This window comes from Citrobacter pasteurii, from assembly GCF_019047765.1.
Taxonomy (GTDB): domain Bacteria; phylum Pseudomonadota; class Gammaproteobacteria; order Enterobacterales; family Enterobacteriaceae; genus Citrobacter; species Citrobacter pasteurii.
Window position 1 is genome coordinate 3,445,237 of sequence record NZ_CP077262.1, and the last position, 23,724, is coordinate 3,468,960.

At 50.5% G+C, this 23,724-nt stretch carries 26 protein-coding genes and 1 tRNA gene; 8 read left to right on the forward strand and 19 right to left on the reverse strand.

All coding sequences use genetic code 11. The features are described 5' to 3' along the window. Positions 1-58: 58 nt before the first annotated feature. The 14 genes from I6L54_RS16860 to I6L54_RS16925 all read right to left on the reverse strand — a co-directional run bounded on the left by I6L54_RS16860 (position 59) and on the right by I6L54_RS16925 (position 13,705). A complete protein-coding gene (locus I6L54_RS16860) occupies positions 59-814 on the reverse strand; it encodes a sulfite exporter TauE/SafE family protein (RefSeq protein WP_005122127.1) in 756 nt (251 codons plus the stop codon). 86 nt (positions 815-900) lie between these two features. Beyond that, complete coding sequence (locus I6L54_RS16865; protein ID WP_005122128.1) at positions 901-1,389, reverse strand: hypothetical protein; 489 nt, start codon at positions 1,387-1,389, stop codon at positions 901-903. 24 nt (positions 1,390-1,413) lie between these two features. Next, positions 1,414-1,899 (reverse strand): TlpA family protein disulfide reductase, encoded by a 486-nt coding sequence (locus I6L54_RS16870; protein ID WP_005122129.1) that lies wholly within the window; start codon positions 1,897-1,899, stop codon positions 1,414-1,416. Next, the gene (locus I6L54_RS16875; RefSeq protein WP_005122130.1) at positions 1,886-2,581 is read right to left on the reverse strand and encodes an ABC transporter ATP-binding protein; all 696 of its coding nucleotides are present in this window, start codon (positions 2,579-2,581) and stop codon (positions 1,886-1,888) included. The genes I6L54_RS16870 and I6L54_RS16875 overlap by 14 nt, the downstream gene beginning before the upstream one ends. Before the next feature lie 4 nt (positions 2,582-2,585). Further along, positions 2,586-3,716, reverse strand: coding sequence for an ABC transporter permease (locus tag I6L54_RS16880; RefSeq protein ID WP_040231844.1), 1,131 nt, complete (start codon positions 3,714-3,716; stop codon positions 2,586-2,588). After that, positions 3,706-4,989, reverse strand: coding sequence for an ABC transporter permease (locus I6L54_RS16885; protein ID WP_040231843.1), 1,284 nt, complete (start codon positions 4,987-4,989; stop codon positions 3,706-3,708). Before I6L54_RS16885 ends, I6L54_RS16880 begins: the two co-directional genes overlap by 11 nt. A gap of 2 nt (positions 4,990-4,991) precedes the next feature. Then, positions 4,992-6,371 carry a Fe-S-containing protein gene (locus I6L54_RS16890; RefSeq protein ID WP_005122133.1) on the reverse strand — a complete coding sequence of 460 codons (1,380 nt, stop codon included), beginning with the start codon at positions 6,369-6,371 and terminating at the stop codon, positions 4,992-4,994. A gap of 200 nt (positions 6,372-6,571) precedes the next feature. Beyond that, positions 6,572-7,099 (reverse strand): iron transporter, encoded by a 528-nt coding sequence (locus tag I6L54_RS16895; protein ID WP_003035987.1) that lies wholly within the window; start codon positions 7,097-7,099, stop codon positions 6,572-6,574. 29 nt (positions 7,100-7,128) lie between these two features. Continuing rightward, positions 7,129-9,078 carry an FTR1 family iron permease gene (locus I6L54_RS16900; RefSeq protein ID WP_040231842.1) on the reverse strand — a complete coding sequence of 650 codons (1,950 nt, stop codon included), beginning with the start codon at positions 9,076-9,078 and terminating at the stop codon, positions 7,129-7,131. A gap of 272 nt (positions 9,079-9,350) precedes the next feature. Then, complete coding sequence (nqrC, locus tag I6L54_RS16905) at positions 9,351-10,103, reverse strand: NADH:ubiquinone reductase (Na(+)-transporting) subunit C (RefSeq protein WP_040231841.1); 753 nt, start codon at positions 10,101-10,103, stop codon at positions 9,351-9,353. A gap of 194 nt (positions 10,104-10,297) precedes the next feature. Next, entirely contained in the window at positions 10,298-10,804 is a 507-nt protein-coding gene (locus I6L54_RS16910) for a protein disulfide oxidoreductase (protein ID WP_040231840.1), read from the reverse strand. Then, positions 10,794-11,417, reverse strand: coding sequence for a DsbA family protein (locus tag I6L54_RS16915; protein WP_040231839.1), 624 nt, complete (start codon positions 11,415-11,417; stop codon positions 10,794-10,796). The genes I6L54_RS16910 and I6L54_RS16915 overlap by 11 nt, the downstream gene beginning before the upstream one ends. Further along, entirely contained in the window at positions 11,414-13,294 is a 1,881-nt protein-coding gene (locus tag I6L54_RS16920) for a cytochrome c biogenesis protein CcdA (RefSeq protein ID WP_005123496.1), read from the reverse strand. The genes I6L54_RS16915 and I6L54_RS16920 overlap by 4 nt, the downstream gene beginning before the upstream one ends. A gap of 48 nt (positions 13,295-13,342) precedes the next feature. Further along, entirely contained in the window at positions 13,343-13,705 is a 363-nt protein-coding gene (locus tag I6L54_RS16925) for a hypothetical protein (protein WP_005123498.1), read from the reverse strand. Positions 13,706-14,118: 413 nt separating this feature from the next. Here I6L54_RS16925 and dsbA point away from each other — a divergent pair, with 413 nt between their 5' ends. Then, positions 14,119-14,742, forward strand: coding sequence for a thiol:disulfide interchange protein DsbA (gene dsbA / locus I6L54_RS16930; RefSeq protein ID WP_005123499.1), 624 nt, complete (start codon positions 14,119-14,121; stop codon positions 14,740-14,742). 112 nt (positions 14,743-14,854) lie between these two features. On the opposite strand, the gene I6L54_RS16935 is transcribed toward dsbA, so the two are convergent. Further along, positions 14,855-15,157 carry an antibiotic biosynthesis monooxygenase family protein gene (locus tag I6L54_RS16935; RefSeq protein WP_005123500.1) on the reverse strand — a complete coding sequence of 101 codons (303 nt, stop codon included), beginning with the start codon at positions 15,155-15,157 and terminating at the stop codon, positions 14,855-14,857. A 274-nt stretch (positions 15,158-15,431) separates the two neighbouring features. Here I6L54_RS16935 and cbpA point away from each other — a divergent pair, with 274 nt between their 5' ends. Beyond that, positions 15,432-16,352: a curved DNA-binding protein gene (cbpA, locus tag I6L54_RS16940; RefSeq protein ID WP_005123501.1), complete on the forward strand. Its 921-nt coding sequence runs from the start codon at positions 15,432-15,434 to the stop codon at positions 16,350-16,352. Continuing rightward, a complete protein-coding gene (cbpM, locus tag I6L54_RS16945; protein ID WP_005123502.1) occupies positions 16,352-16,645 on the forward strand; it encodes a chaperone modulator CbpM in 294 nt (97 codons plus the stop codon). Before cbpA ends, cbpM begins: the two co-directional genes overlap by 1 nt. Before the next feature lie 535 nt (positions 16,646-17,180). Here cbpM and I6L54_RS16950 read toward each other — a convergent pair. Together I6L54_RS16950 and I6L54_RS16955 are read right to left on the reverse strand one after the other, a co-directional pair. Continuing rightward, a tRNA-Ser gene (locus I6L54_RS16950) sits at positions 17,181-17,268 on the reverse strand. A 143-nt stretch (positions 17,269-17,411) separates the two neighbouring features. Further along, on the reverse strand, positions 17,412-19,040 hold the full coding sequence (locus I6L54_RS16955) for an ABC transporter substrate-binding protein (protein WP_040231836.1): 1,629 nt from the start codon (positions 19,038-19,040) through the stop codon (positions 17,412-17,414). A gap of 271 nt (positions 19,041-19,311) precedes the next feature. On the opposite strand from I6L54_RS16955, the gene yccA reads away from it, so the two are divergent. Then, positions 19,312-19,971, forward strand: coding sequence for an FtsH protease modulator YccA (gene yccA, locus I6L54_RS16960; protein WP_003035917.1), 660 nt, complete (start codon positions 19,312-19,314; stop codon positions 19,969-19,971). 88 nt (positions 19,972-20,059) lie between these two features. Further along, positions 20,060-20,389 (forward strand): sulfurtransferase TusE, encoded by a 330-nt coding sequence (gene tusE / locus I6L54_RS16965; protein ID WP_005123506.1) that lies wholly within the window; start codon positions 20,060-20,062, stop codon positions 20,387-20,389. Here the strand turns inward: tusE and yccX are convergent. Further along, positions 20,386-20,667, reverse strand: coding sequence for an acylphosphatase (yccX, locus tag I6L54_RS16970; protein WP_040231835.1), 282 nt, complete (start codon positions 20,665-20,667; stop codon positions 20,386-20,388). The genes tusE and yccX overlap by 4 nt on opposite strands. Before the next feature lie 94 nt (positions 20,668-20,761). Between yccX and rlmI the strand changes: the two genes are divergently transcribed. Further along, positions 20,762-21,952, forward strand: coding sequence for a 23S rRNA (cytosine(1962)-C(5))-methyltransferase RlmI (gene rlmI / locus I6L54_RS16975; RefSeq protein ID WP_040231833.1), 1,191 nt, complete (start codon positions 20,762-20,764; stop codon positions 21,950-21,952). 57 nt (positions 21,953-22,009) lie between these two features. Beyond that, entirely contained in the window at positions 22,010-22,327 is a 318-nt protein-coding gene (gene hspQ / locus I6L54_RS16980) for a heat shock protein HspQ (RefSeq protein ID WP_005123508.1), read from the forward strand. A 74-nt stretch (positions 22,328-22,401) separates the two neighbouring features. Here the strand turns inward: hspQ and I6L54_RS16985 are convergent, their stop codons facing one another. Continuing rightward, positions 22,402-22,815, reverse strand: coding sequence for a CoA-binding protein (locus I6L54_RS16985; RefSeq protein ID WP_040231832.1), 414 nt, complete (start codon positions 22,813-22,815; stop codon positions 22,402-22,404). Between the two features lie 172 nt (positions 22,816-22,987). Between I6L54_RS16985 and csgI the strand changes: the two genes are divergently transcribed. Beyond that, positions 22,988-23,650 carry a curli synthesis inhibitor gene (csgI, locus tag I6L54_RS16990; protein ID WP_040231831.1) on the forward strand — a complete coding sequence of 221 codons (663 nt, stop codon included), beginning with the start codon at positions 22,988-22,990 and terminating at the stop codon, positions 23,648-23,650. Positions 23,651-23,724 lie beyond the last annotated feature (74 nt).

Sequence of the window (23,724 nt, forward strand, 5' to 3'; positions counted from 1 at the left end):
TTGGCGTTGCTCTCTGAATTAACGATGGCATGAAACTGGCGTAAAGTCACAGTGAGACTTACGCGGCGCGCAGCATCATCTCCACGCCCAACCCCACCAGACAGAACAGAAAACAGCGTTTAAACACCACAGGAGAAATCACTCGCCGCACACGAGTCCCTATCCACTGTCCCAGTAGCGCAGGAAGAATGGCACATGTCGATAAACTCAGGGACTGAACAGGTAACGCATCGTGCCACCACAAACCCAGTGCTAACGCCAGCGTCGAAAACGTAAACGAAATGCCAAGCGCCTGCACCAGTTCATCCTTTTCAAAGCCCAAAGACTGGATCCATGGCACGGCGGGCATCACAAATACCCCCGTTCCCCCCGTCAATAAACCGGTCACGAATCCAATGACAAGGGAAAAGGGTTTTTCACGCTGCGGGGCCACCGCAATTTTCTTTCCCGCCAGCGTCCAGAGGGCATAGGCAACCAGTGCCATGCCAAGCGCAAACTGGGTCCGGGTTGTGTCGCCCCCGGTGATCCAGACACTGGCAAGCAAAGTGGCAATCACCACCGCCAGCAGCATAGGCCACAGGCGTTTGAGCAATTGACGCGTATTTCCGCCACCGCCAAACTGAAACAGATTACTGATCAGCGAAGGCAACAGCAGCATGGCCGCCGCCGCAACCGGTGAAATAAGCGATCCGAGGATCCCCATCGCCACGGTGGGCAGCCCCATACCGGTGACACCTTTCACCATCCCGGCGAGGACAAACGTGACGGTAATCATCATCACCAGGGAGGATTCAAATGCGTATACATTGGCCATTCTTTATTTTCCCACAAAAAAAGATAAGCCAGGTTAAACGCGACTATGAATACTTGCTTCGTCGGGTGACGAAATATGCCATCCAATTATTCGCAGATAATCACTTCGCTGCGGATATTACGTGCACAATATAAGGTTCCGTCTGTCAGATACAATTGATGAAAGCGCGTGTTATCTGGGATGTTGTGTAAAAGGGAACGCTCAGTATCAATGAACTCTCGTTGTATCCGATAATGAACCGCATCATCAGTTTCAAAGGAAACATATTCCCGTTTGGTATAGGGTTTACTTTTTAATTTCACATACACAATGTATTGCACCGTACTGAATGTCAGTCCAGTTTTTGCAGCAATCTCTTTCAGATTTAGTGGTTCAGAAGACGTATAGAGAGTTTGTACCTGCTCAATACGTTTTTGATTGTAGGCGGATACCCGCAGGCTGAGTTTCAGTCGATACGCCATATTGCGCACAACCGTAATATTAGTGCGAAGCATCCCCGCAATCTGCTCCGTCGTGAGAACGCCTGCGTTTTCACGCAGGACGGCCAGACTTTCTTTATTCCACCTGAATGCCATATAGCGTTTCTCTTTGTATCGCGTTCATCGGGCGGCCAGTCGCGCAAACGTTGCATCTAACTCAGGCGGTTTCCGCATCCCCTGGTGTAATTCCAGCACGCGACCGTCCCTGTCAATTAACACCGAGGTTGGCGTGCCGATGACCTGATAGCGCTCCTGGGAAATCTTAAGCTGATCGCGGAGTACCGGATAAGAAACCTGATGTTTCACCAGTAAGTCATCTATGTTAACCGTCGCCGGATCGGTATTCACAGCCACGACCACAACGTTATCGCCCCACTTTTTACTTAACGCTTCCAGCGCGTCCATTTCGGCAAGACAGCCACCGCATCCCGCCGACCAAAAGTTTAGATAAACAGCCTTTCCACGCCAGCGTTCAAGCCCAGCTTCTCCCCCCTGCAGGTCGAATGTTGCCAGCGCCGGGGCTTGCTGCCCAACCACCAACTTTTCTTCTTTACATCCACTAATCAGAACCAAAATGGCGAAAGTTAATACGTTAATCCAGCGCATGTTGAGTAGCCTCCTCACCCTGATATTTGCCATGTTGCAAACGGATAATACGATCGGCAAATAACCCCAGCGCCGGATTATGCGTCACCATCACAATCGTGCGCCCCTGCCGATGCAGGTCAGTGAGTAGATCCAACACCCGCTGTTCATTCTCTTCATCGAGGTTACCCGTAGGTTCATCGGCAAAAATCACCGGCGGCTCATTGACCAGCGCCCGGGCAATGCACACCCGCTGCTGCTCCCCCCCAGAAAGTTGACTCGGCAGGTGCGTTACTCGATGCCCAAGACCGACTTGTTCCAGAACCTTTCTGGCCGCCGCTTCATCTACCACGCTATGGTAGTGTTGCGCCAGCATGATATTCTCCAGCGCGGTTAAAAACGGGATCAAATGAAACTGCTGGAATACCAACCCTATTTTCTCAGCGCGAAAACGGCGACGCCCCTCTTCATCCAGTGCGGCAGCATCAATCCCATCTAAAAACACCTGACCTTCTGTCGCGGTGTCCAGGCAGGTCAGAATATTCATCAGCGTCGTTTTACCCGAACCAGAAGCGCCCATAATCGCGACAAACTCCCCCTGCACTATTTGCAGGTTGATGTCATCTAAGGCGGTAACATCGCCGAACCGTTTATATAAATGGCGGGTTTCAATCGCCATTGACGGGGTCTGCACAACGGACATGGCGTTACTCTCCTTTCAACACTTTTGCGGGTTCGACGCTAACCGCGCGACGGACCGGAACAATCGCCGCCAGAATGGCGACCAGTAAAGATAATGTCAGGGTGACGGGCAGCACTGGCCAGCGTAGCGATATTGCGGCATTGAATACGGTCAGCCCCAGTAGTTGGGCCAACATGTACCCTAAGATCCACCCACAAACCACTGCAGCCAGCGCGATAATGCAGGTTTCGAGGAGAATTTGCCGGACAATATCACCGTTGCTGGCTCCCAACGCTTTTTGCAGCGCAAATTCCCTGGCCCGCTCACCCACAATGGCCATCAACGTGGTATTCACGCACAAAGAGGACAGCGCAAGGATCACAACCGATACCAGCCCCATTAACCCTTTTATTTTATCCAGTACCTGTCCTTCTGAAGCGGAGACTTTCCGTATTGGACGGATCTCCAGATCCGGGTATTGAGCCTGCAATCGGCTGGCATAGTTTTCCACCTGACCGACATCGTTACTGACACTCAGCAGCCCATGGCTAATTTTACCGGGCTGATGCAACCACGCCTGGGCCACATCAAGACTCACAATTAGCATGTTATCTGTCGCATCACCGGCTTCAACAATGCCTTTTATCTGTAAGTTTTTGCGCTGATTGTGATCCACCAGGGTGATGTTATCGCCAGGCTGGACGTTAAGACGCTCCGCCAATTTGACGCCAATCATCGCATTGCGATCGTCAAAGCTGACACCAATCCAACTCCCCTGAACCTGCCAGTACGGCACCAGCTTTTGCAAGGATTCAAACCACACGCCGACAATCACCACCTTCTCCAGCTCGGTACGCGCCATACCGTAAAGCCAAGGACTGGCTCCGTGAACCAGGCCTTGCGGTGCCTGATCTAAAATAGTCTGCAACGCTTGCTGCGGCATGCTGGAGCCATGGCCAGGCCCGATGTAGAAATTTGCGCCAAAGGTTCGCAATTCTTCACTCATTTTGGTATTGATGTCGAACCACACCGCAGATAGTGCGGTCACAATGGTCGCCCCGACCATCAATGCGGCAAATACTACGCTAACTCGCTGAAAACGCAGACGCAGCGCCCGCCATACCAGTAGCCAGAGCATGGTACGTTTAGCGGCCATACAGCACCTCCACAGGATACAGGCGGGCAATACGGCGGGCCGGGAACCAGGTGCCAATCAGGGCAATAAGGACCGCAATAACCAATACACATGGCACCACAATCCAGGCAAAATTCAATGGCGCATCAAATAGCATCAGGCCAATCGCTTTCGCCATTCCCCATCCAGCAACACATCCCAATGCCCCTCCGGCCAGTCCACTGGACGCGGCTTCAAGATAGAACAACAGCATGATTTGCCACTGATGCGCGCCAAGCGCCTTCATCAGGCCGATCTCTTTAGCGCGCTCCATAATGGTGCTGGTCATCAGTGACGCGATTCCCATAGCCGAAGCTGCCAGTGCTGCGACGGTCACGACTGCCATCAGCAACTGAATTTTATCGATTACAACCCCCTCAGATGCGGCAACCTGCCATACAGGGCGAACTTCTGCACCGGAAATAGCCTCCTCCAGTTGATGAGCAATGGACGAGACATAGGCTGTGCAGTACCAAAGGTCATACTCTTCAGCATTCAGTGCATCAAGATTTTCACGCGCCCGGCGCGACAACTCATTTTCCGGCACCGTCAGCGCCGAGACACGAATGGCCTGCACTTTGCCGGGTAGACCCAGCAACGTTTGCGCCGTGCTCAACGGCATAACCAGTTGGTTATCCTCATCCCCGCCGCTGGAGAGGATGCCGCTGACGGTCACATTCAACGTTGTATTACTGGTACGGATCACCAGTTGATCGCCTGGCTTCCAGCCCGTTTGTCGTGCCAACGCATGCCCTACCAGTGTTTGAGGAGCATCACCAGCAGGCTCTTGCGGCCAGTCGCCAGTCACTTGCCAGAACGGGCTTACCGTTTTTTGCCCCGTCTCAAACCCTTCTTCATCTGGAATATCTACCGGTTGGCTGAAGAAGGTGCCGAGAATACGTACTTCTTTGCTGTTAACGTCGACACCACCGCCAAGCATAGGGGCAAAGCCGACAATGTTGTTGCGCCAGAAGATATCCTTAATGTTGGGGAGTTCCGCTTCATCAAGGAAATCCTGTCCTGATAGTGGATTACTGTTTTCACTGAAAAGTGCAGGCAGCGCCGCCTGTCCGGCAGGTTCAATCAAAATATTGGCACCATAGGACTTCAACTCTCTGGACATTTTATCGCCAATATCAATCGACACCGCCAGCAGGGCGGAGATCAGGCTGGATGCAAGAAAGACGGTCATAATAGCCAGCCCCTTGCGTCGGAGATTACGCCCCCAGGATTGTCGTAACATTCGCCACAGCATTGTTACTCCTCCCTCAATTCGGCAGGGACGAACTGTTCCGGCGTTTTACGGAAGCGATCGTAATTGGCCTCGGACGAGAAAAACCAGGTTTTGCCACCATAGCTGTATTTGTAGTCAGCAGAGGTATTCGTCAACGTCGAACCATCAACCGGGTCGGTCACCTTGATGGTCATGACCGTCGAGAAGTAATTCACGCCAGCAGCCAGCTCTTTACCTGGGATCACCAGCTCTTTCTCATCATTACGCCAGTTTTCAATCGGCACCGGATTGCAACCACCAGGTTTACCAATCGAAGGAATGAAAATGTGTACCCCGCATGCCACGCAGATAACTTGATTACCTTCCATCACGTAACCCTGATCGCCACACAGTAGACAGGCATCAAACACGACCCCCAAACGCAACTTGTCAGGATAACGGTTAATCACGAAAAAACGTACCGCTTTACCATCATCAGCCACCCAAACAAAGCGGTGCAGCTTGCCATCACGGAGTTGTTCTATTGGCAGATGAACCATGCCATCACTGGCAAGTTGTACCGGAATGGCTTCTGACAACTGCGGCGGTTGAGAGGCGACTTTTTCCCACCACAGTTGCCCGGCGATCACCACCACCGCACAACCTAGCGTGACCAGCCAAAGACGAAACGCATTTCGACGATGTGCCAGCGCCAGTCGATAAGCAATCGGCTCATCGGCTTTACGCGTCTGGCGGATCGCGCGTAACAACGCCGGTACCCAGCACAGTGCCAGAGCAAGTAATAGGGCGGCCCCCAACCAGTTATACATCGCCGCGTTGTTGGTCACTTTGGCCACGAAACTCAATAGCGATTTCGCCAGCGGTAGCACCTGCAGTTTCATTAACAGCAGCAACAAATTACCGCTTAATGGCAGCCAAATCATGACCATCAGAATCAGCGTCAACGGCCAGTAGAGTCCACGAATACGACGCAACAGCATGGCGCTCAGAACCCCCGCAAGGCAGAGGATCGCAAATGCCAATAGCATTGCCGTCAGATTCAACAGCAGATCGGTATTTAGCACATGGGTGCTGGTTAATCCGCCGAGATTGGGATCCAAAGCCCAATGTCGGGCTGCGCCAAACACCAAAATCCCTTGCCACAGGTAGCGAATGCGCTTTGATACCCACCAGAAGCTCAATACAAACAGCAGCGTAATCATCACTTCTGTGCCAACCAGCAACAATTGCACTGGCTGCGAGCCACGGAGGGTAAGTCCCACCAGCACGCCAAGGATTAAGCCTGTGAGTAAGGTCCAGACGAGTGGGCGTAAAGAAGGGGGATCGATGCGACTCCAGAGAACCCCGGAGAGCAGCGCAATGCAGAAAAAAACCTGTAGCGTCGTGACAAAAAAATAACTCATAACATCGACTCTGTACGGCGGATTGAATGATGTAACTATCCAGGTACATCGATAATTTAGAGCCTGCCCATCAGGGGGATAAGTTCGCGGTCAGTTAAGACATGAGCAGTGCAAAACAAATCGTGGGTACACTTCGTACGTAAGATTGTGAGCACTGCCCGGTCCAAATGGCAAATCAAGCAGCCTGATGGAAAAAGCGCTTAGTTCAGGCCGACGTATTTAAATTCATAACTCACATCAAATGGTTTCCACCAGCGACCAACGCCGGTCTCACTGTCTGTATGACGGTGCATACCTGCTTTTGACGGCGGTTCGATGTGATAGGTCACTTTATAGTTACCCACCCCCATCATTTTGATGTTCGCACCGTAATGAGGGCCATCGCTGGCAACCATCGGCATGAACGTACCTTCTTGTTTTTCACCCGTATCACTGTTAATCAAGGTGTAACTGATAGTCAGATAAGGGATCCACTCGCCTGCGCCAAAACCATTTTTACTGCCTTCCACGGCATGAATATCCGCTTCAAGGTGAATATCGGCTTTTGCGGCCGGTAACCCCATGCCACGCGGTTCCATATCGATTGGCTGCAGGTACACAGCGGCCAGTTCCATCTCATTCATGGTGACAGGCTCGCCTGCCGGATACTCCTTAAAGGCAAACGCTGCCGGAGCAGTGAAAATACCGGCCATCACTGCACTGGCAATCAGGGTTTTCTTCATGGTCATCAGACATATCCTCTCGTCTCAAATAACAGCTATAGATTAGTTTTTATCGTTTCCCCAGGAACAGTGCTTTTCCGCCGCATCACCCACAGCGCCACCAGCGCCGCAAGTAGCAATAGGGCCTGCGGTAATAACGTTTCCACGTAGGGATAAATTCCCAACCAGCTGATTTCAGGGAAGCCGTTAATCAACGTTGGCTGGAACAGCTTACCTTCCACCAGTTCCAGAACCCCTTTGCCCGCAAATACAAAGGCCATCAGGTACATAAAACTGCCGGTAAACATAAAGAACGGCTTCAAAGGCAGGCGTACAACCGAGTAGCGCATAATGAGCCAGGCGACCAGCAGAACAACACAGCCGATAACAAAACCTGCCGCAATCGCCATATGCCCAGAAATATCATTCGCATCCCCGATCAGGGCGTAGTAAAACAGCACGGTCTCCGCCCCTTCGCGGTAAACCGCCAGGAAGCTGGTAAGCCACAGTCCAACCAGTGAACCACGGGAAAGTGAGTGGGACAGTTTTCCTTCCAGCCATGCTTTCCAGTGGCGAGCCTCGACTTTAGACAGTAACCAGTAGCTCATGAAGAACAGCATGACGACGGCAATCAGCATCGTGACGCCTTCCAGCAGTTCTCGGCTGGCGCCGGAATTCGTGAACAGGAGTTGGAATATCACAGCGGTAATGACGCTGGCGATTAATGCGACAATCACCGACTGGCGAATTAACGGAAGTTTATCCTGGTGATTGTTTTTCACCATATAAGCCACGATGGCCGCCACAATAAGCAGGGCCTCCAGTCCTTCACGGACAATGATCATCAGGCTGTAGAGCAGCAGGCTCCACTGGGTCTCTTCTCCTTCTCCCAACATCACCACCGCTTTTTGTAAATCCTGCTCCAGTGCGCTGGCTTCGGCGTTGAGTCTTTCCACTGGCTGACCCGCTTTCATCAGACTAACCAGACGCGTGAAGTAAGCCTCCAGAGAGGTTTTAAACGCCGAATCGCGAGAACCGATTTTGTTTTCCATACCGCTAGCTTCAAAGCGGTCAAAATAACTGTCTTGCACATCCAGAATGGCATTTTTCGCATCGCCCTCCTGGTAACGGGCAATCGCTTTCTGAATACTTTGGTGGATACCCAACGAGACGGCAGCCCAGTCTGCGCGGGCTATATCATCCTGTGCCGTGGGCTTATTCCCCGTATTTTGCACCGCCGTAACCTGCTGTTCGTCACGGGTCGTAGGCAGACCAGGCAGAAGATCCTCAATATCCTGTAACAGCGTAGTGACCTGATAAGAGACATCATTAAGGCGATCCGATTCTGCGGTGAGCGCAATCAACGCAGAAAATTGCTGGTTAATCGCAGCAGCGTCTTTTGCCGATCGATTCTGTCTGACCGACATTTCCATCTCTGAGTTTTTAAAACCCTGGTAGTGCGCTTGTTGAACGTTCTGGCTGGCTACGCTTAAATTCCCGGCCTGATAGTTATTTACTGCCTGGGCCAACAAATCGTCGATAACGCGAAAACTCTCTTGCCAGTGTACGGCGATATCTGTCCTGGAAAACGCATTGTGCTGCTCTTCGGCAACCAGGCGATGTCCGCCATCTAACACAGGTTCAACTTCGCGCAGCGAGGCTTTGAGCCAGTCGATTTTAGACTGCACGTCAGAGAACGATTTTTTTTCGCCAATCATGCGACGGATCTCACCAAAAGCGCTTTCCATCTCATAACTTTTGCTGGCGGAAATGTTGATTCGGATAGGACCTTCAAGGTTTTCAAATACCTCAAAGTAAGCCATTTGCACCGTTCGCCGTGCTTCATCAGTTTGTTGTTGAGAGTAAAGTTCTGCTGTTTTATCAAGACGTTGCTCAATATCCTCAATTAATGGAGCATAGTTTGTTGCAGCCCATACATGAAGGCTTACAAGCAAGCTACACAAAGTGGTCAGCAGGAAAACACAGAACTTACGCACGGTACGCATCCCGTAAAATACAAATGATAATTATTATCATTACTGATTTTAGCTTGCGTTGTACATGACCTGGATCATAAAAATGTCAATAGGTAACAAGTTATGTAAATTTATCTCATGAAAATGTGATGAATACGAAATTGAGACATTCGGGATTTATTAATGATGCCGTCAATACAGGAGAATTTATCGGTGATATGGAATAGAGTTTCCCCATACTCACTGACGCAAATGAGGCCGACAGTGAGTATGAAAATAAACGTTATTTAAAACAAAAGTGTTCAGGGAACTATTATATCAGGACTACGAGTAATCCGTTGCAAAAAACGGCCGTAACCCTGTTCGCCTGTCCAGTAGTTGATGCTTCTCTCAACCCCACTCGATGTCAGGGTCGCACCAGAAATACCATCTACTGTATATTCATCGATATTCTCTGGTTTCTCCTGAGTTATTCTTAATGCTGGCATCCAGTTATTATCAACCACTTTTTTACCCGCCCATTGCTTGCGCCAACTCTCATCTTCCACTCTGGCTCCCAAAAAAGGAGTTTCCCGCTGCTGATAGTAATACAGGTTTTTAACCGTACGTCCGTCTGGGTCAAGAGCCAGAAAGGCATACATCATTGACTTCGCGCCCTTACCAAAAACAGGGAGTATAATTTGTTGAATTTTATTGTTTTTATCTTTTACCAGATATACATCTGCAATCGTACAACGCTGATGGATCTTCGCGGGATCATGTTCCGGAGCGAGTTTTTTACATCCCTGCGTCTGGACGTCATCAGCTACCCACTCACCAGAATCCAGATTAACCTTACGCGCTAAAATATAACGTTGATACAAATTTTTAATTGTTTTTTTATCCTGCGCATCTGATTTCAACAAGCCTGAAGCATGCAGAATGGCGGCATGTTTCTCTTCACTGGTAGGTTCAGTGAGTTCCCCCTGATACATCATAAACCAGACAATAGCAGCAATAAAAATAAGGATACAAAAAAACATCATTGATATAACAATAACTTTACCCTTGCGCATTATTCTATAATCCCTGCGAGAAATAAGATATTTAAAACACCATCAGATATGCCATTACCTTTGTGGATTTGCAACTACAGAAAAAATCAAAAATATATAGCTATTAGTATATGATTTCAGGATCCAATATCAGAACAACATGTTTTTCTTACCTTTTTATCGTAAAAAAATGCCGGGTTTCCCCGGCACAAATATCAGAACATTTTCGCCCACCACAACCGAAGCTTCATGCCCCAGTAACTGGTCCAGCCGCTGGTTGTCGACACCACGCGACCGTGCGACATCACCACCAGCGTTGGCGTGACGCTGATATCCCAGCTGCGGGAGATGGTCCCGTCGGCATCGTTGATGACGGGAAAGTCTACGCCTTTACGCGCCAGCCAGCGCATCACCTCCACCTCATTACCAGAACGCAGCGCAATGGTTATCACGTTCTCGCCTTCTGAGTGCAGTCTGGCGATTTCCGGTGTCGTGAACCGACACACGCCACACCAGCTCGCCCAGAAATAGATCAGCACTGGATCCTCTTTGCTGAGCGCGGCCAGCGTAACGTTTTCACCATCCAGCGTCTGCAAAGGCGTACTGTCAAACGCAGCGGGAAGCTTAGGTGCTCGCCAGACATCCATCAACAACATCGCCCCGGCGAATAACACCAGTAAGATCAGTCCTTCGCGCAGCCAGCGGCGCAGTTTACTGACCATTTGCGGCCGCCAGTTTTTCTTTGACCACCTCTTCCAGTGTTTCCCACGGTACTGCACCCGGGATCAGCTCATCGCCAATAATCGTTGCGGGGGTTCCCTGCACACCCACCAGTCGCGCCAGTTGCAGGTTAGTGCTCAGCGTCTCTTCACTTTGTGCATCCAGCGTCACAGGGCTGGCAGCGGCTTTCTCCTGTGCCTGTTTAATACTCACTGCCGTGTGGTAACCCTTCTTCTGCATCAGTTTCTCATGTAACGCCAGAAACTGCTGCGGATGCTCACGCCAGGTCGTCAGTGCGGTTCGCGCCGACAGAACCGAACTTTCCCCTTTAAACGGCAGCGGTTTAATCACCACCGCCACATCAGGATATTTCTGTACAATTTTTTCCAGCATCGGATCCAACTGCTTGCAATACGGGCAGTTGTAATCGGTGAAATTGATCAACGTTAGTTTAGCCTGCCTGGCACCAATACGAGGGCTATTGGGATCGTTAAACAGCGCTTCCTGAATCAGCGCTTCAATTTGCTTCTCCTGTTCAGGCGTAAATGGCGCAGGTTCTTTCGCCACGCTGACGGCAGAAAACAGGGTTAGCAGCAGGGCAATCATCATTTTCATGGGTTCACTCCTTTGGCATCGGCCAGTGTATTCAGCACCGCATCGCGGGTTAACAACGTTGGCAATGCCTGGCCTTGCGGCATGCCGGGGCCATAAATTTGGTTGAACGGCACAGCAACCTGGCCGCGTTTTTTCAGGAATTCGGTGATCGCTTCAGAGGGCAGCGTCCAGTCCCCCCGCAGAGCCACCACATCGGATTGTTGCAGTGCAGTCTGAACATCTTCTTTTTGTAGCACATTGAATTTATTAACTTTACAGGTAATACACCAGTCAGCCGTCACATCTACAAATACGCGCTTATGCTGGGCCAGTGCATCTTCGATGGCCTGATCGCTCAGCGGTTGCCAGTTCACACTCTCTTTGGCTGCGCTTTGGCTTGCGACCCCCAAATGCGGGAGCAGCAAGGTTGCCAGCCAGATAGCCGAGCCAAGCATCATTACGCCGAGAAGACGCCGCAAGATATTCATCCAACGCCCCGGACGCGGCAGACGCAGCGCCAGACCCGGACGCAGTGCCACCAGCAACCATGGCAAGCTCATCCCCAGCCCGAGCGCGAGGAACAGCCCCCATAGCGTCGGCAGCGAGGCGGTCAACGCCACCGCCACTGCCGTCCCCAGGAACGGAGCACTGCACGGTGTGGCAAGCAACGTCGCAAACGCGCCCTGCCAGAAATACCCTGACAAGCCGTTACCGCCGCGTGTTGCCAGTATGGTGGTCATTGCTGAAGGAAGGCGAAATTCAAACAGCCCAAACAGGCTGGCGCTGAACGTCAGCATCACCAGCACCATAAAGCCGATAAACCACGGACTCTGGAACTGGATCCCCCAACCAAGCGCCTGATTGGTCAGACGCAGCACCGTCATCAGCAACGCGAGGGCCATAAAAGAGACCAGGATGCCAGCCACCGATGCCAGAAACTGGCGGCGAACCTGAAGACGGCTTTTCTCCTCAACCAGTAAAATCGAGCCCAGCTTCATGCCCAGCACTGGAAGCACGCAGGGCATTAAGTTAAGGATCAACCCGCCTGACAGCGCCATCAGCACCACCTGCCACAGTGGGATCGCTGCATTCGGCACCACTGGCGCATCGCCAATGGCAAGACGACTTTCCTGTGCAACGCCGTTATCAGCCAGAACCAGTGTAAGTTGCTTACCACGAAGATTCGGCGCCCCTTCCCCCCAGCTGTCATGAACCGGAACCGTTGCCCATAGTGTTTCGCCCTCTACACGGATTTGCGGCATACCAAAATCCGCATCATCAACGGTGTCCAGGTACAGGCCTGGCGCAGACCAGCCCCCCGTACGACGCGCCTCAACCACCAGCTCTCCGGCTCGCGCCCCGGCACTAAGCGCATCGGTTAGCCCGCTGGCCAGCGGTATCTGCCCCATCGCTTGCGCATAGTCATGAGCAAAAGACGGATCCTGGACGCCCGGCGTCACAGAAAAGGGAAAATCCGTTAACAGGCAGACATTGCTGCAGGTTGATAGGGTCAATACACCGTTAAGGGTGGCTGGCGTTGTGCCACGTACTACCATCGGAAAGGTGACATTATCGTGATATCCCTGGGTGGTGATATTGGCGACATCAAAACGCGCGGGAGTCGGCCAGTACCAATCAACAGCAGGCATTTTATCTTTCCAGACGATGGACGGTGCTACACCGCCCTCACCCGGCGATCGCCAGTAGGTTTTCCAGCCATCCTCCAGTTTAACATCGAGCAGCAGTCGGGTTTCACCGTCTGCAGCTGTATCGGCACGTAACCGCACACTGGCGTGATTGTTATCGGGTGAACGCAGCCAACCGATATCAGCCGCCCAGGATACGGGCAGCCATAGCAATAACAGGCAGAGCAGCGCCTGCCTGGAAACAGTCTTCATATTTTTTCTCCGTGAATAATTTTCTAACAGTCAGCAACGGCTGCGCAGTCATTCACGGAAGACACAAAATCGGAGATGAACCCTAAGTGTGGGCGGCGAGATAGCGCGCGGAGGGAAAAAAGGGAGGCGAAATGCCCGCACGGGCGTCAACAGCGACAGGAGCAAACATAGCACCAGAATCGCGCCTTCAAACAATACTGGCGGTGCAGCCAGCAATGATTTTGCACTCAGCTCACAAGGCGTAACGGGTGAAGCCTCATCGGTATCAGCCTGGGCGCTCGCGACAACTGCAGCGGTCGCGGTGTTCATCTGCAACGCGTGCAGACCCGCCATGCGCTGCGCGGTGCATACCATCACCACAACACATGCCAGGCAGAGGAACCACCATCCCATCCGTTGACGTTTCGCCATTATACCCTCACTGATTGACGCGAGTTATCTTAGTCACTGGCGAGGTTTTGGCAACCTTTACCCTGTAAAGTTATGTCGGCAGAGGCCGGTCAATTCTCATTCCTCCCCAGCGCGCTGCCCAGAAATGATAATTAATCTTGTTAATTAATTTCATTGTTGCAAAATAATAGTGCTAATAAAACAAGACTGGAAATATCACAGGGTTTATTATCAGTCATTCCAAAAGCGTCCCAAAAGATATTTCACCACTGATGATAAAAATGGATGAGAAATCCGCCAGTGGATATTCCCACGTAAATGAAAGTAAGGGCCAGCACATTTTCGGATAAATAATGTATTATAACTTACCGCAATGAACGTTATGTTCATCATCAAAAAAATTGTTTGTTAAATGTTATTTAGAGTATATGGAAATGAAAAAAATCTTACTTCCTCTTCTGGGCCTGATTTTTACTATGAGCGTTCAGGCAGCAATATTTACCGATGGCAAGGAATATATTTCACTTGAAAAGCCAGTTGCGACAGCGCCCGCTGCGCTTAAGTTCTTTTCATTTTATTGCCCTTCATGCTACCAATACGATGAAGTTCTGGAAGTCACTGATAATGTGAAAAAAGCATTACCTACTGATGTCAAACTTACTGAGTATCACGTTGATTTCTTAGGTCCGTTGGGGCCGGAGATGACGCACGCATGGTCTGTCGCTATGCTGTTAAACGTGGAAGATAAAGTAAAACCTTTACTGTTTGATGCCGTGCAGAAAAAACAAACTGTTAAAACAGCAGATGATATTCGCAATGTATTTATCCGCGCTGGCGTCAGTGCAAGTGACTATGATGCTGCATGGAATAGCTTTGCCGTAAAATCATTAACGGCGAAGCAACAGGAGTTGGCTAAAGCGGTAGACCTGAAAGGTGTACCGGCTATCTTTATCAAGGGTAAATATATGATTAACCCGAAAGGATTAAAATCAGATAACGTTAACGCTTTTGTCCAGAACTACGCTGATACCGTTCGTTTTCTTTTTTCCAGACCTTGATAAGCCGTTAATATTCCTGACGCACCATTAACAGGAGCCAGAGCCTGTTCTGGCTCCTGTTGCTACAGGCAGACATTATTGACTGTCAACTGTCATATACGCTGGCAGAACCTTATTCAGAGGCGTAATCCTTCAAAACAGAGGCAACACGTATTCTGTAGTATGAAAAAATCAACTGCTTACCCTCCTGTTGTGCGGCCTGATGCCTGATGTTGCATTTCCATCTGAGCACTGCATCCTCATCCTCCCACCATGAAAGTGACAGCATTTTCCCGGGCGTATTAATGCTCTGAAATCGTTCGATAGAAATAAATCCTGAGATCTCTGCCAACAACGGCTTCAGCTCTGAGGCCAGTTGAAGATATCGCTCTCCAGCCTGAGGATGCACATCTGCTTCAAAAATAACGGCGATCATTCAGTATCTCTCCCTTGTTAATTTCAGCTACTCTATTACCGGGTTAAATGCCATGCTTCGCTCAACAACGAACTGTCTGGGGAAAAGGGAAAATGTGAGTGTGACATGTAAATAAACAAGCAGGCTCACCACATTAGCCGGTGCCCCTTTTATGACCTGTGCCCCCCTTTTTCATGGTTGGCATTCGCGCCTATCAGGATTACCCTAAACTTAACGGTGATACCTTTTGAGAGGGATTGCCTTCTTCATGTGTTGATTTACACGAGAGAACGCTATGGAATTAAAGGATTATTACGCCATTATGGGCGTGAAGCCGACAGACGATCTCAAGACAATCAAGACCGCCTACCGTCGTCTCGCGCGAAAATACCATCCCGATGTCAGCAAAGAGCCCGACGCTGAAGCCCGTTTTAAAGAAGTTGCCGAAGCCTGGGAAGTACTGAGCGATGAACAGCGACGCGCCGAATACGACCAACTGTGGCAGCATCGCAACGACCCGCAGTTTAATCGTCAGTTCCAGCAAGGAGAAGGTCAAAGCTACAGCGCTGAAGATTTCGACGATATCTTCTCTTCAATTTTTGGCCAGCACGCACATCAGTCACGGCAGCGCCACGCCAGTCGCGGACATGATATTGAAATCGAGGTCGCCGTTTTCCTTGAAGAAACCCTTGCTGAGCATAGCCGCACCATCAGTTACAACCTGCCGGTATACAATGCGTTTGGCATGATCGAGCGAGAAATCCCCAAAACCCTCAACGTTAAGATCCCGGCCGGTGTCGGCAATGGGCAGCGCATTCGCCTGAAAGGTCAGGGAACCCCTGGTGAAAACGGTGGCCCGAACGGTGATTTGTGGCTGGTGATTCATATCGCGCCGCATCCGCTGTTTGATATTGTTAATCAGGATCTGGAAGTTGTCGTTCCGCTTGCGCCATGGGAAGCTGCATTGGGCGCAAAAGTAACTGTACCAACACTCAAAGAGAGTATTTTGCTGACCATCCCCGCAGGAAGCCAGGCCGGACAGCGATTACGTATCAAAGGCAAAGGTCTGGTCGGTAAAAAACATACTGGCGACCTGTACGCGGTCATCAAAATCGTGATGCCGCCGAAACCTGACGACAACAGCGCCGCCTTGTGGCAACAGCTGGCGGATGCGCAGAAGTCCTTTGATCCGCGTAAAGAGTGGGGGAAAGCATAATGGCTAACGTGACCGTTACCTTTACCATTACCGAGTTTTGTCTGCATACCGGTGTTTCTGCAGAGGAACTGAATGAAATTGTCGGTTTAGGGGTAATCGAACCCCGTGAAGATGAGACCTTTGATGACCATGCGCTGACCGTGGTGCAACGCGCACTGCGTCTGCGCCATGAACTGGCGCTTGACTGGCCAGGAATTGCCGTCGCACTGACGTTGCTCGAGGAAAACGCGCAACTGCGGCAGGAAAACCGCCTTTTGCGCCAACGCCTGTCCCGATTTATTTGCCATCCGTGAATATGTTAAGGGTGCGGCGATGAGCCGCACCTACAGGTAAGTAGGGCGTATTTTTTATAAAGAACCAAACTCATCAGATTCGATTTCTCGGTTACGGATTGTTGAGCTCAATACCCGCCCGGCAGATAGTCAGAAAAACTGCGGATGAATGACTCCATCCGCGTCAGCTTTTTAGCCAGAAATAACGTTTATGGGTAACCATCTCACCAGTACCGACAATGTCCTTCTGCACAGCGCGTCGATTTGCTGATGATCTGAACTTGCCTCCCCCAGAGAAACACTCCTGGACTGACCTGGATTCAGTTAAGGCTCTTACAGGTCATGAATACATCATGACCATGCCTTCAGCCACGCCAATATGGAAAGACTTTAGATGTGCAGTTAAATTGCAGCGTATGGCACTAAAAGGAAAAAACCTGGACTCGGGGTAAGCAAGTGTTCGAATGTTACATGAGGGGATTGGCGAATATTGCAAGTCTATTCTAATGCATCAAAAGCAAAAAGGGGTTACCTTTCGGTAACCCCTTTTCATGTTTGGCGGAAGCGTAGAGATTCGAACTCTAGAACCCTTTCGGGTCGCCGGTTTTCAAGACCGGTGCCTTCAACCGCTCGGCCACGCTTCCAATGAGGCGCACTATAAACATCCCGAACGGACCTGTAAAGCACCAATGTGTTCGTTTGCCTGAAAAACAGTCAAAATGTCGTTAATCGACTTAAATAACAACAAATTGACCGTTTATTCAGCACAAATCCGGGCTACTGCTGTTTAATGTTTTTTGATGTACATATCTTTGGTGAAGTAATTCCCCCGATTATCCGGCGCAAATCCGCCTACCCACGGCTTCACCAGGTGTGTGCGGACATAGTGGTAAACCGGAATCGCCGGTACATCCTCGCCTAACACATCTTCCGCCTGCTGGTAATATTTCCCGCGCTCTGGCAAAGAACGGGCTTTTGCCGCATTACGCATCGCTTCATCGTAGGCTGGATTACTGTATCGGGTGGTATTTTCACTATCGCCTGTGCGGAAAATATTGAGGAAGCTCGACGCATCGTCGTAATCCGCTATCCATGCATAGCGTACGACGTCAAAATTGCCGGTGTGCATGGTATCCAGCATCGTTTTCCATTCCTGGTTTTGCAGCTTTGCCTCAACACCAAGATTTTTCTTCCACATTGACGAGGCGGCAATCGCGATTCGCTGATGCGTTTCGAAAGTGTTGTAGAGCAGATTTAATGTAAGCGGATGCTCAGGACCGTAGCCCGCTTCCGCCAGCAGTTTTTTTGCCTCGGCAATGCGTTTGTCGAGTGGCCATGATGCGTAGTCTGGCGCATGTAATTTTACCCCGCCAATTTCAGGCTGGCTGATAACCCACGCCGCACGTTGTCCCTGCCCCATCACCTTTTGCGCAATGATGTCTTTATCTAACGCCATATTTAGCGCCCGACGCACGCGCGGGTCGTTAAACGGCGCACGCGTGGTATTAAACTGATAATAATAGGTTGAAAGCTGAGGTGAGACATGGAGTTCATCACCCATCGTCTTTTTCAATTGAGCAAACTGATTGACCGGAACACTAAAAACAATATCGATTTCCCCGGCTTTGTAACGGTTAACGTCTGCAGCCTCTGAACTGATGGGCAAATACGTCACTTTATTAATGACCGTGTGCTGATCGTCCCAGTAATGCGGGTTGCGCACGGCAACAATCCGCTCGTTGACGACCCACTGCGACAACTTATACGCACCATTGCTGACAAAGTGCTCCGGACGAGTCCACTTATCGCCAAAGCGGCCAATCAGCACTTTATCCAGCGGGACCAGTGATGGGTGCGCCAGCATCGCTAAAAATGCCGCTGTCGGCTGCGTCAGGGTAATTTCCAGCGTGGTGTCATTCAGTGCCTTGACCCCAAGCGTAGCGGGATCTTTTTTCCCCTGAGCAATATCAACCGCATTTGCGACATGCATATTGCCCAGATAAGAGGCATAGGGTGAGGTAGTTTGCGGTGAAACCAGGCGCTGCCAGCTCCAGACGACATCCTGTGCAGTAATAGCCGATCCATCTGACCAGGTTATGCCTGGACGTAAATGAAAGATCCAGACAGTGTTATCTTTATTCTCCCAGGAGGCAGCAAGACGGGGCGCAATAGTGCCATCCAGGTTTACGGCCACCAGTCCATCGAACATATCGCTGATTAAATTAAACTCAACGTTGCTTTCAACTTTATGCGGATCCAGTGAGGCTGGCTCACTGCCGTTATTTCTGACCAGTTCTTGTTGAGCTGCCAGTTCTGTGCCCGCGGGAACTGTCGCAGCGCTCGCCATGCCGTTGATAGACATCAAACAGACAGCCAACAGCGTAAATGTAAATACCTTCGATTTATGTTGAGTCATTCCCTTTACCTTATTGTTCTGTTTTATGTTGACACCACTGTCACTCTTAAAGGCATGTAGGGAATAACGCAATATTTTTCAGTTACCTGGCAGATACCAATCTGACATTTTTGCATAAACAGTGGTAACATCTAATCCAGAAGCTTTTGCTGAAATAATATGCTTAAGCCTGGCGGGTTAAAATGCGTAAAGATGGGTAAAACCGCTGGGTCGTTACCGTTGATTTCATTATCCTCCATCATTAATTACATCTGTCATAAGAGAGTGACTCATGGATCGTATTATCAGTTCTTCGCGCGATCGTACATCGCTACTCAGCACGCATAAGGTGCTGCGTAATACCTATTTCCTGCTCAGCCTGACGCTGGCGTTTTCAGCTATCACCGCAACTGCCAGTACAGTACTGATGCTGCCGTCTCCGGGTCTGATTCTGACGCTGGTTGGTATGTATGGTCTGATGTTCCTGACCTACAAAACGGCAGATAAACCAGTAGGTATTCTGTCTGCTTTCGCCTTCACCGGTTTCCTGGGTTACATCCTGGGACCGATTCTGAACACTTACCTGTCGGCAGGTATGGGTGACGTGATCGGTATGGCGCTGGGTGGTACGGCGCTGGTCTTCTTCAGCTGTTCTGCGTATGTTCTGACCACGCGTAAAGACATGTCCTTCCTCGGCGGTATGCTGATGGCAGGTATCGTAGTCGTGCTGATTGGTATGGTTGCGAATATTTTCCTGCAACTGCCAGCGCTGCACCTGGCGATTAGCGCGGTGTTTATCCTGATCTCTTCAGGTGCCATCCTGTTTGAAACCAGCAACATCATCCGTGGTGGTGAAACCAACTACATCCGTGCAACCGTCAGCCTGTATGTATCGCTGTACAACATCTTCGTCAGCCTGCTGAGCATTCTGGGCTTCGCCAGCCGCGATTAAGATACCAACACGCATTATCCAGCCCCGCTTATGCGGGGCTTTCTTTTTTGGTAAACTGCCGCCAGTTTGACTAACGCAGTGAAGAATTATGTTGATCTTTGAAGGTAAAGAAATCAGTACTGATAGCGAAGGCTATTTAAAAGACACAACCGAATGGAGCGAGCCGCTGGCAGTTGCCATTGCTGAAAACGAAGGAATTACGCTGTCAGCAGAACACTGGGAAGTGGTGCGTTTTGTCCGCGAGTTTTATCTGGAGTTTAATACCTCCCCCGCTATTCGTATGCTGGTCAAAGCGATGGCCAACAAGTTTGGCGAAGAGAAAGGCAACAGCCGTTATCTCTACCGCCTGTTTCCAAAAGGTCCGGCCAAGCAGGCCACCAAAATTGCCGGTCTGCCAAAACCGGTCAAATGTATTTAGTAGCGGATACTAAAGCCCGTTAACGCTTCGTCAGGCCGATGCGGTTCGCTGAGAACTCTGTCTACCCTGGCGCTACGCGGGCCCCCGGCTTTTAACCACTTCATCAGTTGTTCTACCTGCTCGCTGTCACCGCAGGCGACAACCTCTACGCTGCCGTCATCCATATTCTTCGCGTATCCGGTCAATCCCAGCCGTTGTGCTTCATGCTGGGTGGTGTAGCGAAATCCTACCCCCTGAACCCGGCCATAGACCCAGGCGATTATGCAGACTTTCGACATTGCGGTTCTCCTTATCATCACAGCGCGCGTTGCAAATATGCGTAAAACTCAGGACAATGGCGCCCATTTCTTTGAATTGACAGAATAGTAAATTATGAGTGTACGTTTAGTGTTAGCCAAAGGGCGCGAAAAATCATTACTGCGCCGCCATCCGTGGGTATTTTCCGGTGCTGTCGCACGTATGGAAGGTAAAGCCAACCTCGGTGAAACCATCGATATTGTTGACCATCAGGGTAAATGGTTAGCACGCGGCGCGTACTCACCCGCGTCGCAGATCCGTGCACGCGTCTGGACATTTGACAAGTCTGAGTCCATCGATATTGATTTCTTCACCCGTCGTCTGCAGCAGGCGCAGACATGGCGTGACTGGCTGGCGAAAAAAGACGGGCTGGACAGCTACCGTCTGATCGCCGGAGAATCCGATGGTCTGCCGGGTGTCACCATTGACCGCTTTGGCAACTTTCTGGTGTTGCAGTTGCTCAGCGCCGGTGCTGAATATCAACGCGCCGCCCTGATTAGCGCTCTGCAAATTGTTTTCCCGGACTGCGCCATTTATGACCGTAGCGATGTGGCCGTGCGTAAAAAAGAAGGTATGGAGCTGACTCAAGGGCCAGTAACGGGCGAGCTTCCGCCAGCACTGCTGCCAATTGAAGAGCACGGAATGAAGCTGCTGGTTGATATTCAGCATGGTCACAAAACCGGCTATTACCTCGATCAGCGTGACAGCCGCCTGGCCACGCGTCGTTACGTGGAAAACAAACGTGTCCTGAACTGTTTCTCTTATACCGGCGGCTTTGCGGTTTCAGCATTAATGGGTGGCTGCCGTCAGGTGGTCAGCGTTGATACTTCCCAGGAAGCTCTCGACATCGCCCGCCAGAACGTAGAGCTGAACAAGCTGGATCTGAGCAAAGCTGAGTTCGTGCGTGATGATGTGTTCAAGTTGCTGCGCGCCTATCGCGATCGTGGTGAGAAATTTGATGTTATCGTAATGGACCCGCCGAAATTTGTCGAAAACAAAAGCCAGTTGATGGGCGCCTGCCGCGGCTATAAAGACATCAATATGCTGGCAATTCAGTTGCTGAATCCGGGTGGCGTACTGCTGACATTCTCCTGCTCCGGATTGATGACCACCGATTTATTTCAGAAAATCATCGCCGATGCCGCAATAGATGCCGGGCGTGATGTACAATTTATAGAGCAGTTCCGTCAGGCCGCCGATCATCCGGTGATCGCTACCTACCCGGAAGGGCTGTATCTGAAAGGGTTTGCCTGTCGCATCATGTAACTTGAAAAGTGGAATATTACCCTTACATAGAGGGTATCTATTTCCCGGGAGGTGACTATGATTGCCAGCAAATTCGGTATCGGCCAGCAGGTCCGCCATTCCCTGTTAGGTTACCTCGGAGTGGTCGTGGATATCGACCCGGAATATTCGCTTGATGACCCGTCACCTGATGAGTTGGCGGTTAACGACGAACTTCGCGCCGCTCCCTGGTATCACGTAGTGATGGAAGACGATAATGGCCTGCCAGTACATACGTATCTGGCTGAAGCACAGTTGAGTAGCGAGCTACAGGAAGAACATCCAGAGCAACCGTCGATGGATGAACTGGCACGGACAATCCGTAAACAACTCCAGGCTCCACGCCTGCGCAACTGACAACATTTCTCCGGCCTACGACAAACACCGTTGTAGGCCGGATATACAATGCGCCATCCGGCAACAGTACAACCTTACTTCGCCAGTCCCAGTCTGGGGATTTCAATCGCCGGGCAACGATCCATCACTACCGCCAGGCCCGCATCGCGCGCCAGCACAGCAGCCTGCTCATTAATCACGCCAAGCTGCATCCACAAGGTCTTCGCGCCAATAGCAATAGCCTCCTGTGCGACTCCCCATGCTGCTTCTGAGTTTCTAAAGACATCCACCATATCCACTTTCTCTGGTACGTCTGCCAGCGTCGCATAGCCCTGTTGTCCCAGCAGCGTTTTCCCGGCAACCTTCGGTGAAACGGGAATAACGTGATAGCCCTGATCGAGTAAATATTTCATCACCCGATAGCTTGGGCGATCGGGTTTATCGCTTGCTCCTACCAGTGCAATCGTGCGGGTAGTTGTCAAAATGCCAGCAATATCGGTCTCTTTCATCGTTTTCCTCCAGGCTGTTTAGCAAAGTGTACGACAAACCTGAGCATGCAACCATTCATCCCATACTGGCGCATGAGAGCTAAACTCAAAAATATGTCTATATGTTAGTAAACATGATTATCGAAAAATTTAGATAGATCTTATACAGATATTTTCTGGACGGGAGAAACATATGAAAGCCGGCATTGTGACAGCCTTAATTGCCCTGTGTTTGCCGGTAACCGTTTGTGCGACCTCTTTACGTCTGTCTAATGATATTGACCTGCTGGTGCTGGACGGAAAAAAAGTCTCCAGCTCATTACTGCGCGGTGCCGACAGTATTGAGCTGGAGAATGGTCGGCATCAGCTTGTCTTTCGCGTTGAGAAAACGATTCGTCTCTCCAGTCATGAAGAACGTCTGTATATTTCTCCTCCGCTGGTCATCAGTTTTGATACTCAGTTGGTTAGTCAGGTCAATTTTCATCTTCCCCGTCTGAACAACGAACGTGACGCAACGCATTTCGATGAAGCTCCCCGTGTGGAACTATTAGATGGCGATTCCATGCCTATTCCGGTCAAACTGGATATTTTGTCGATTACCTCATCGGCAAAAATCGTGGATTATGAACTCGAGACTGAACGCTATAACAAATCGTCTAAGCATGCTTCACTCCCACAATTTGCCACTATGATGGCCGATGACAGCTCTCTGCTATCTGGAGTTTCTGAACTGGATCGCGTGCCGCCGCAGTCGCAAACACTCACCGAGCAGCGCTTAAAATATTGGTTCCAGCAGGCTGACGCGCAAACGCGAAGTAATTTTCTGCAATGGGCAGAGAAACAACCACCCTCATGACGTTCATGTCCACCTACGCATTTTTTTTGTCTTTCTCTTGCAGCCTCAAGCGCTTCCAGTACTCTGTAATAAGG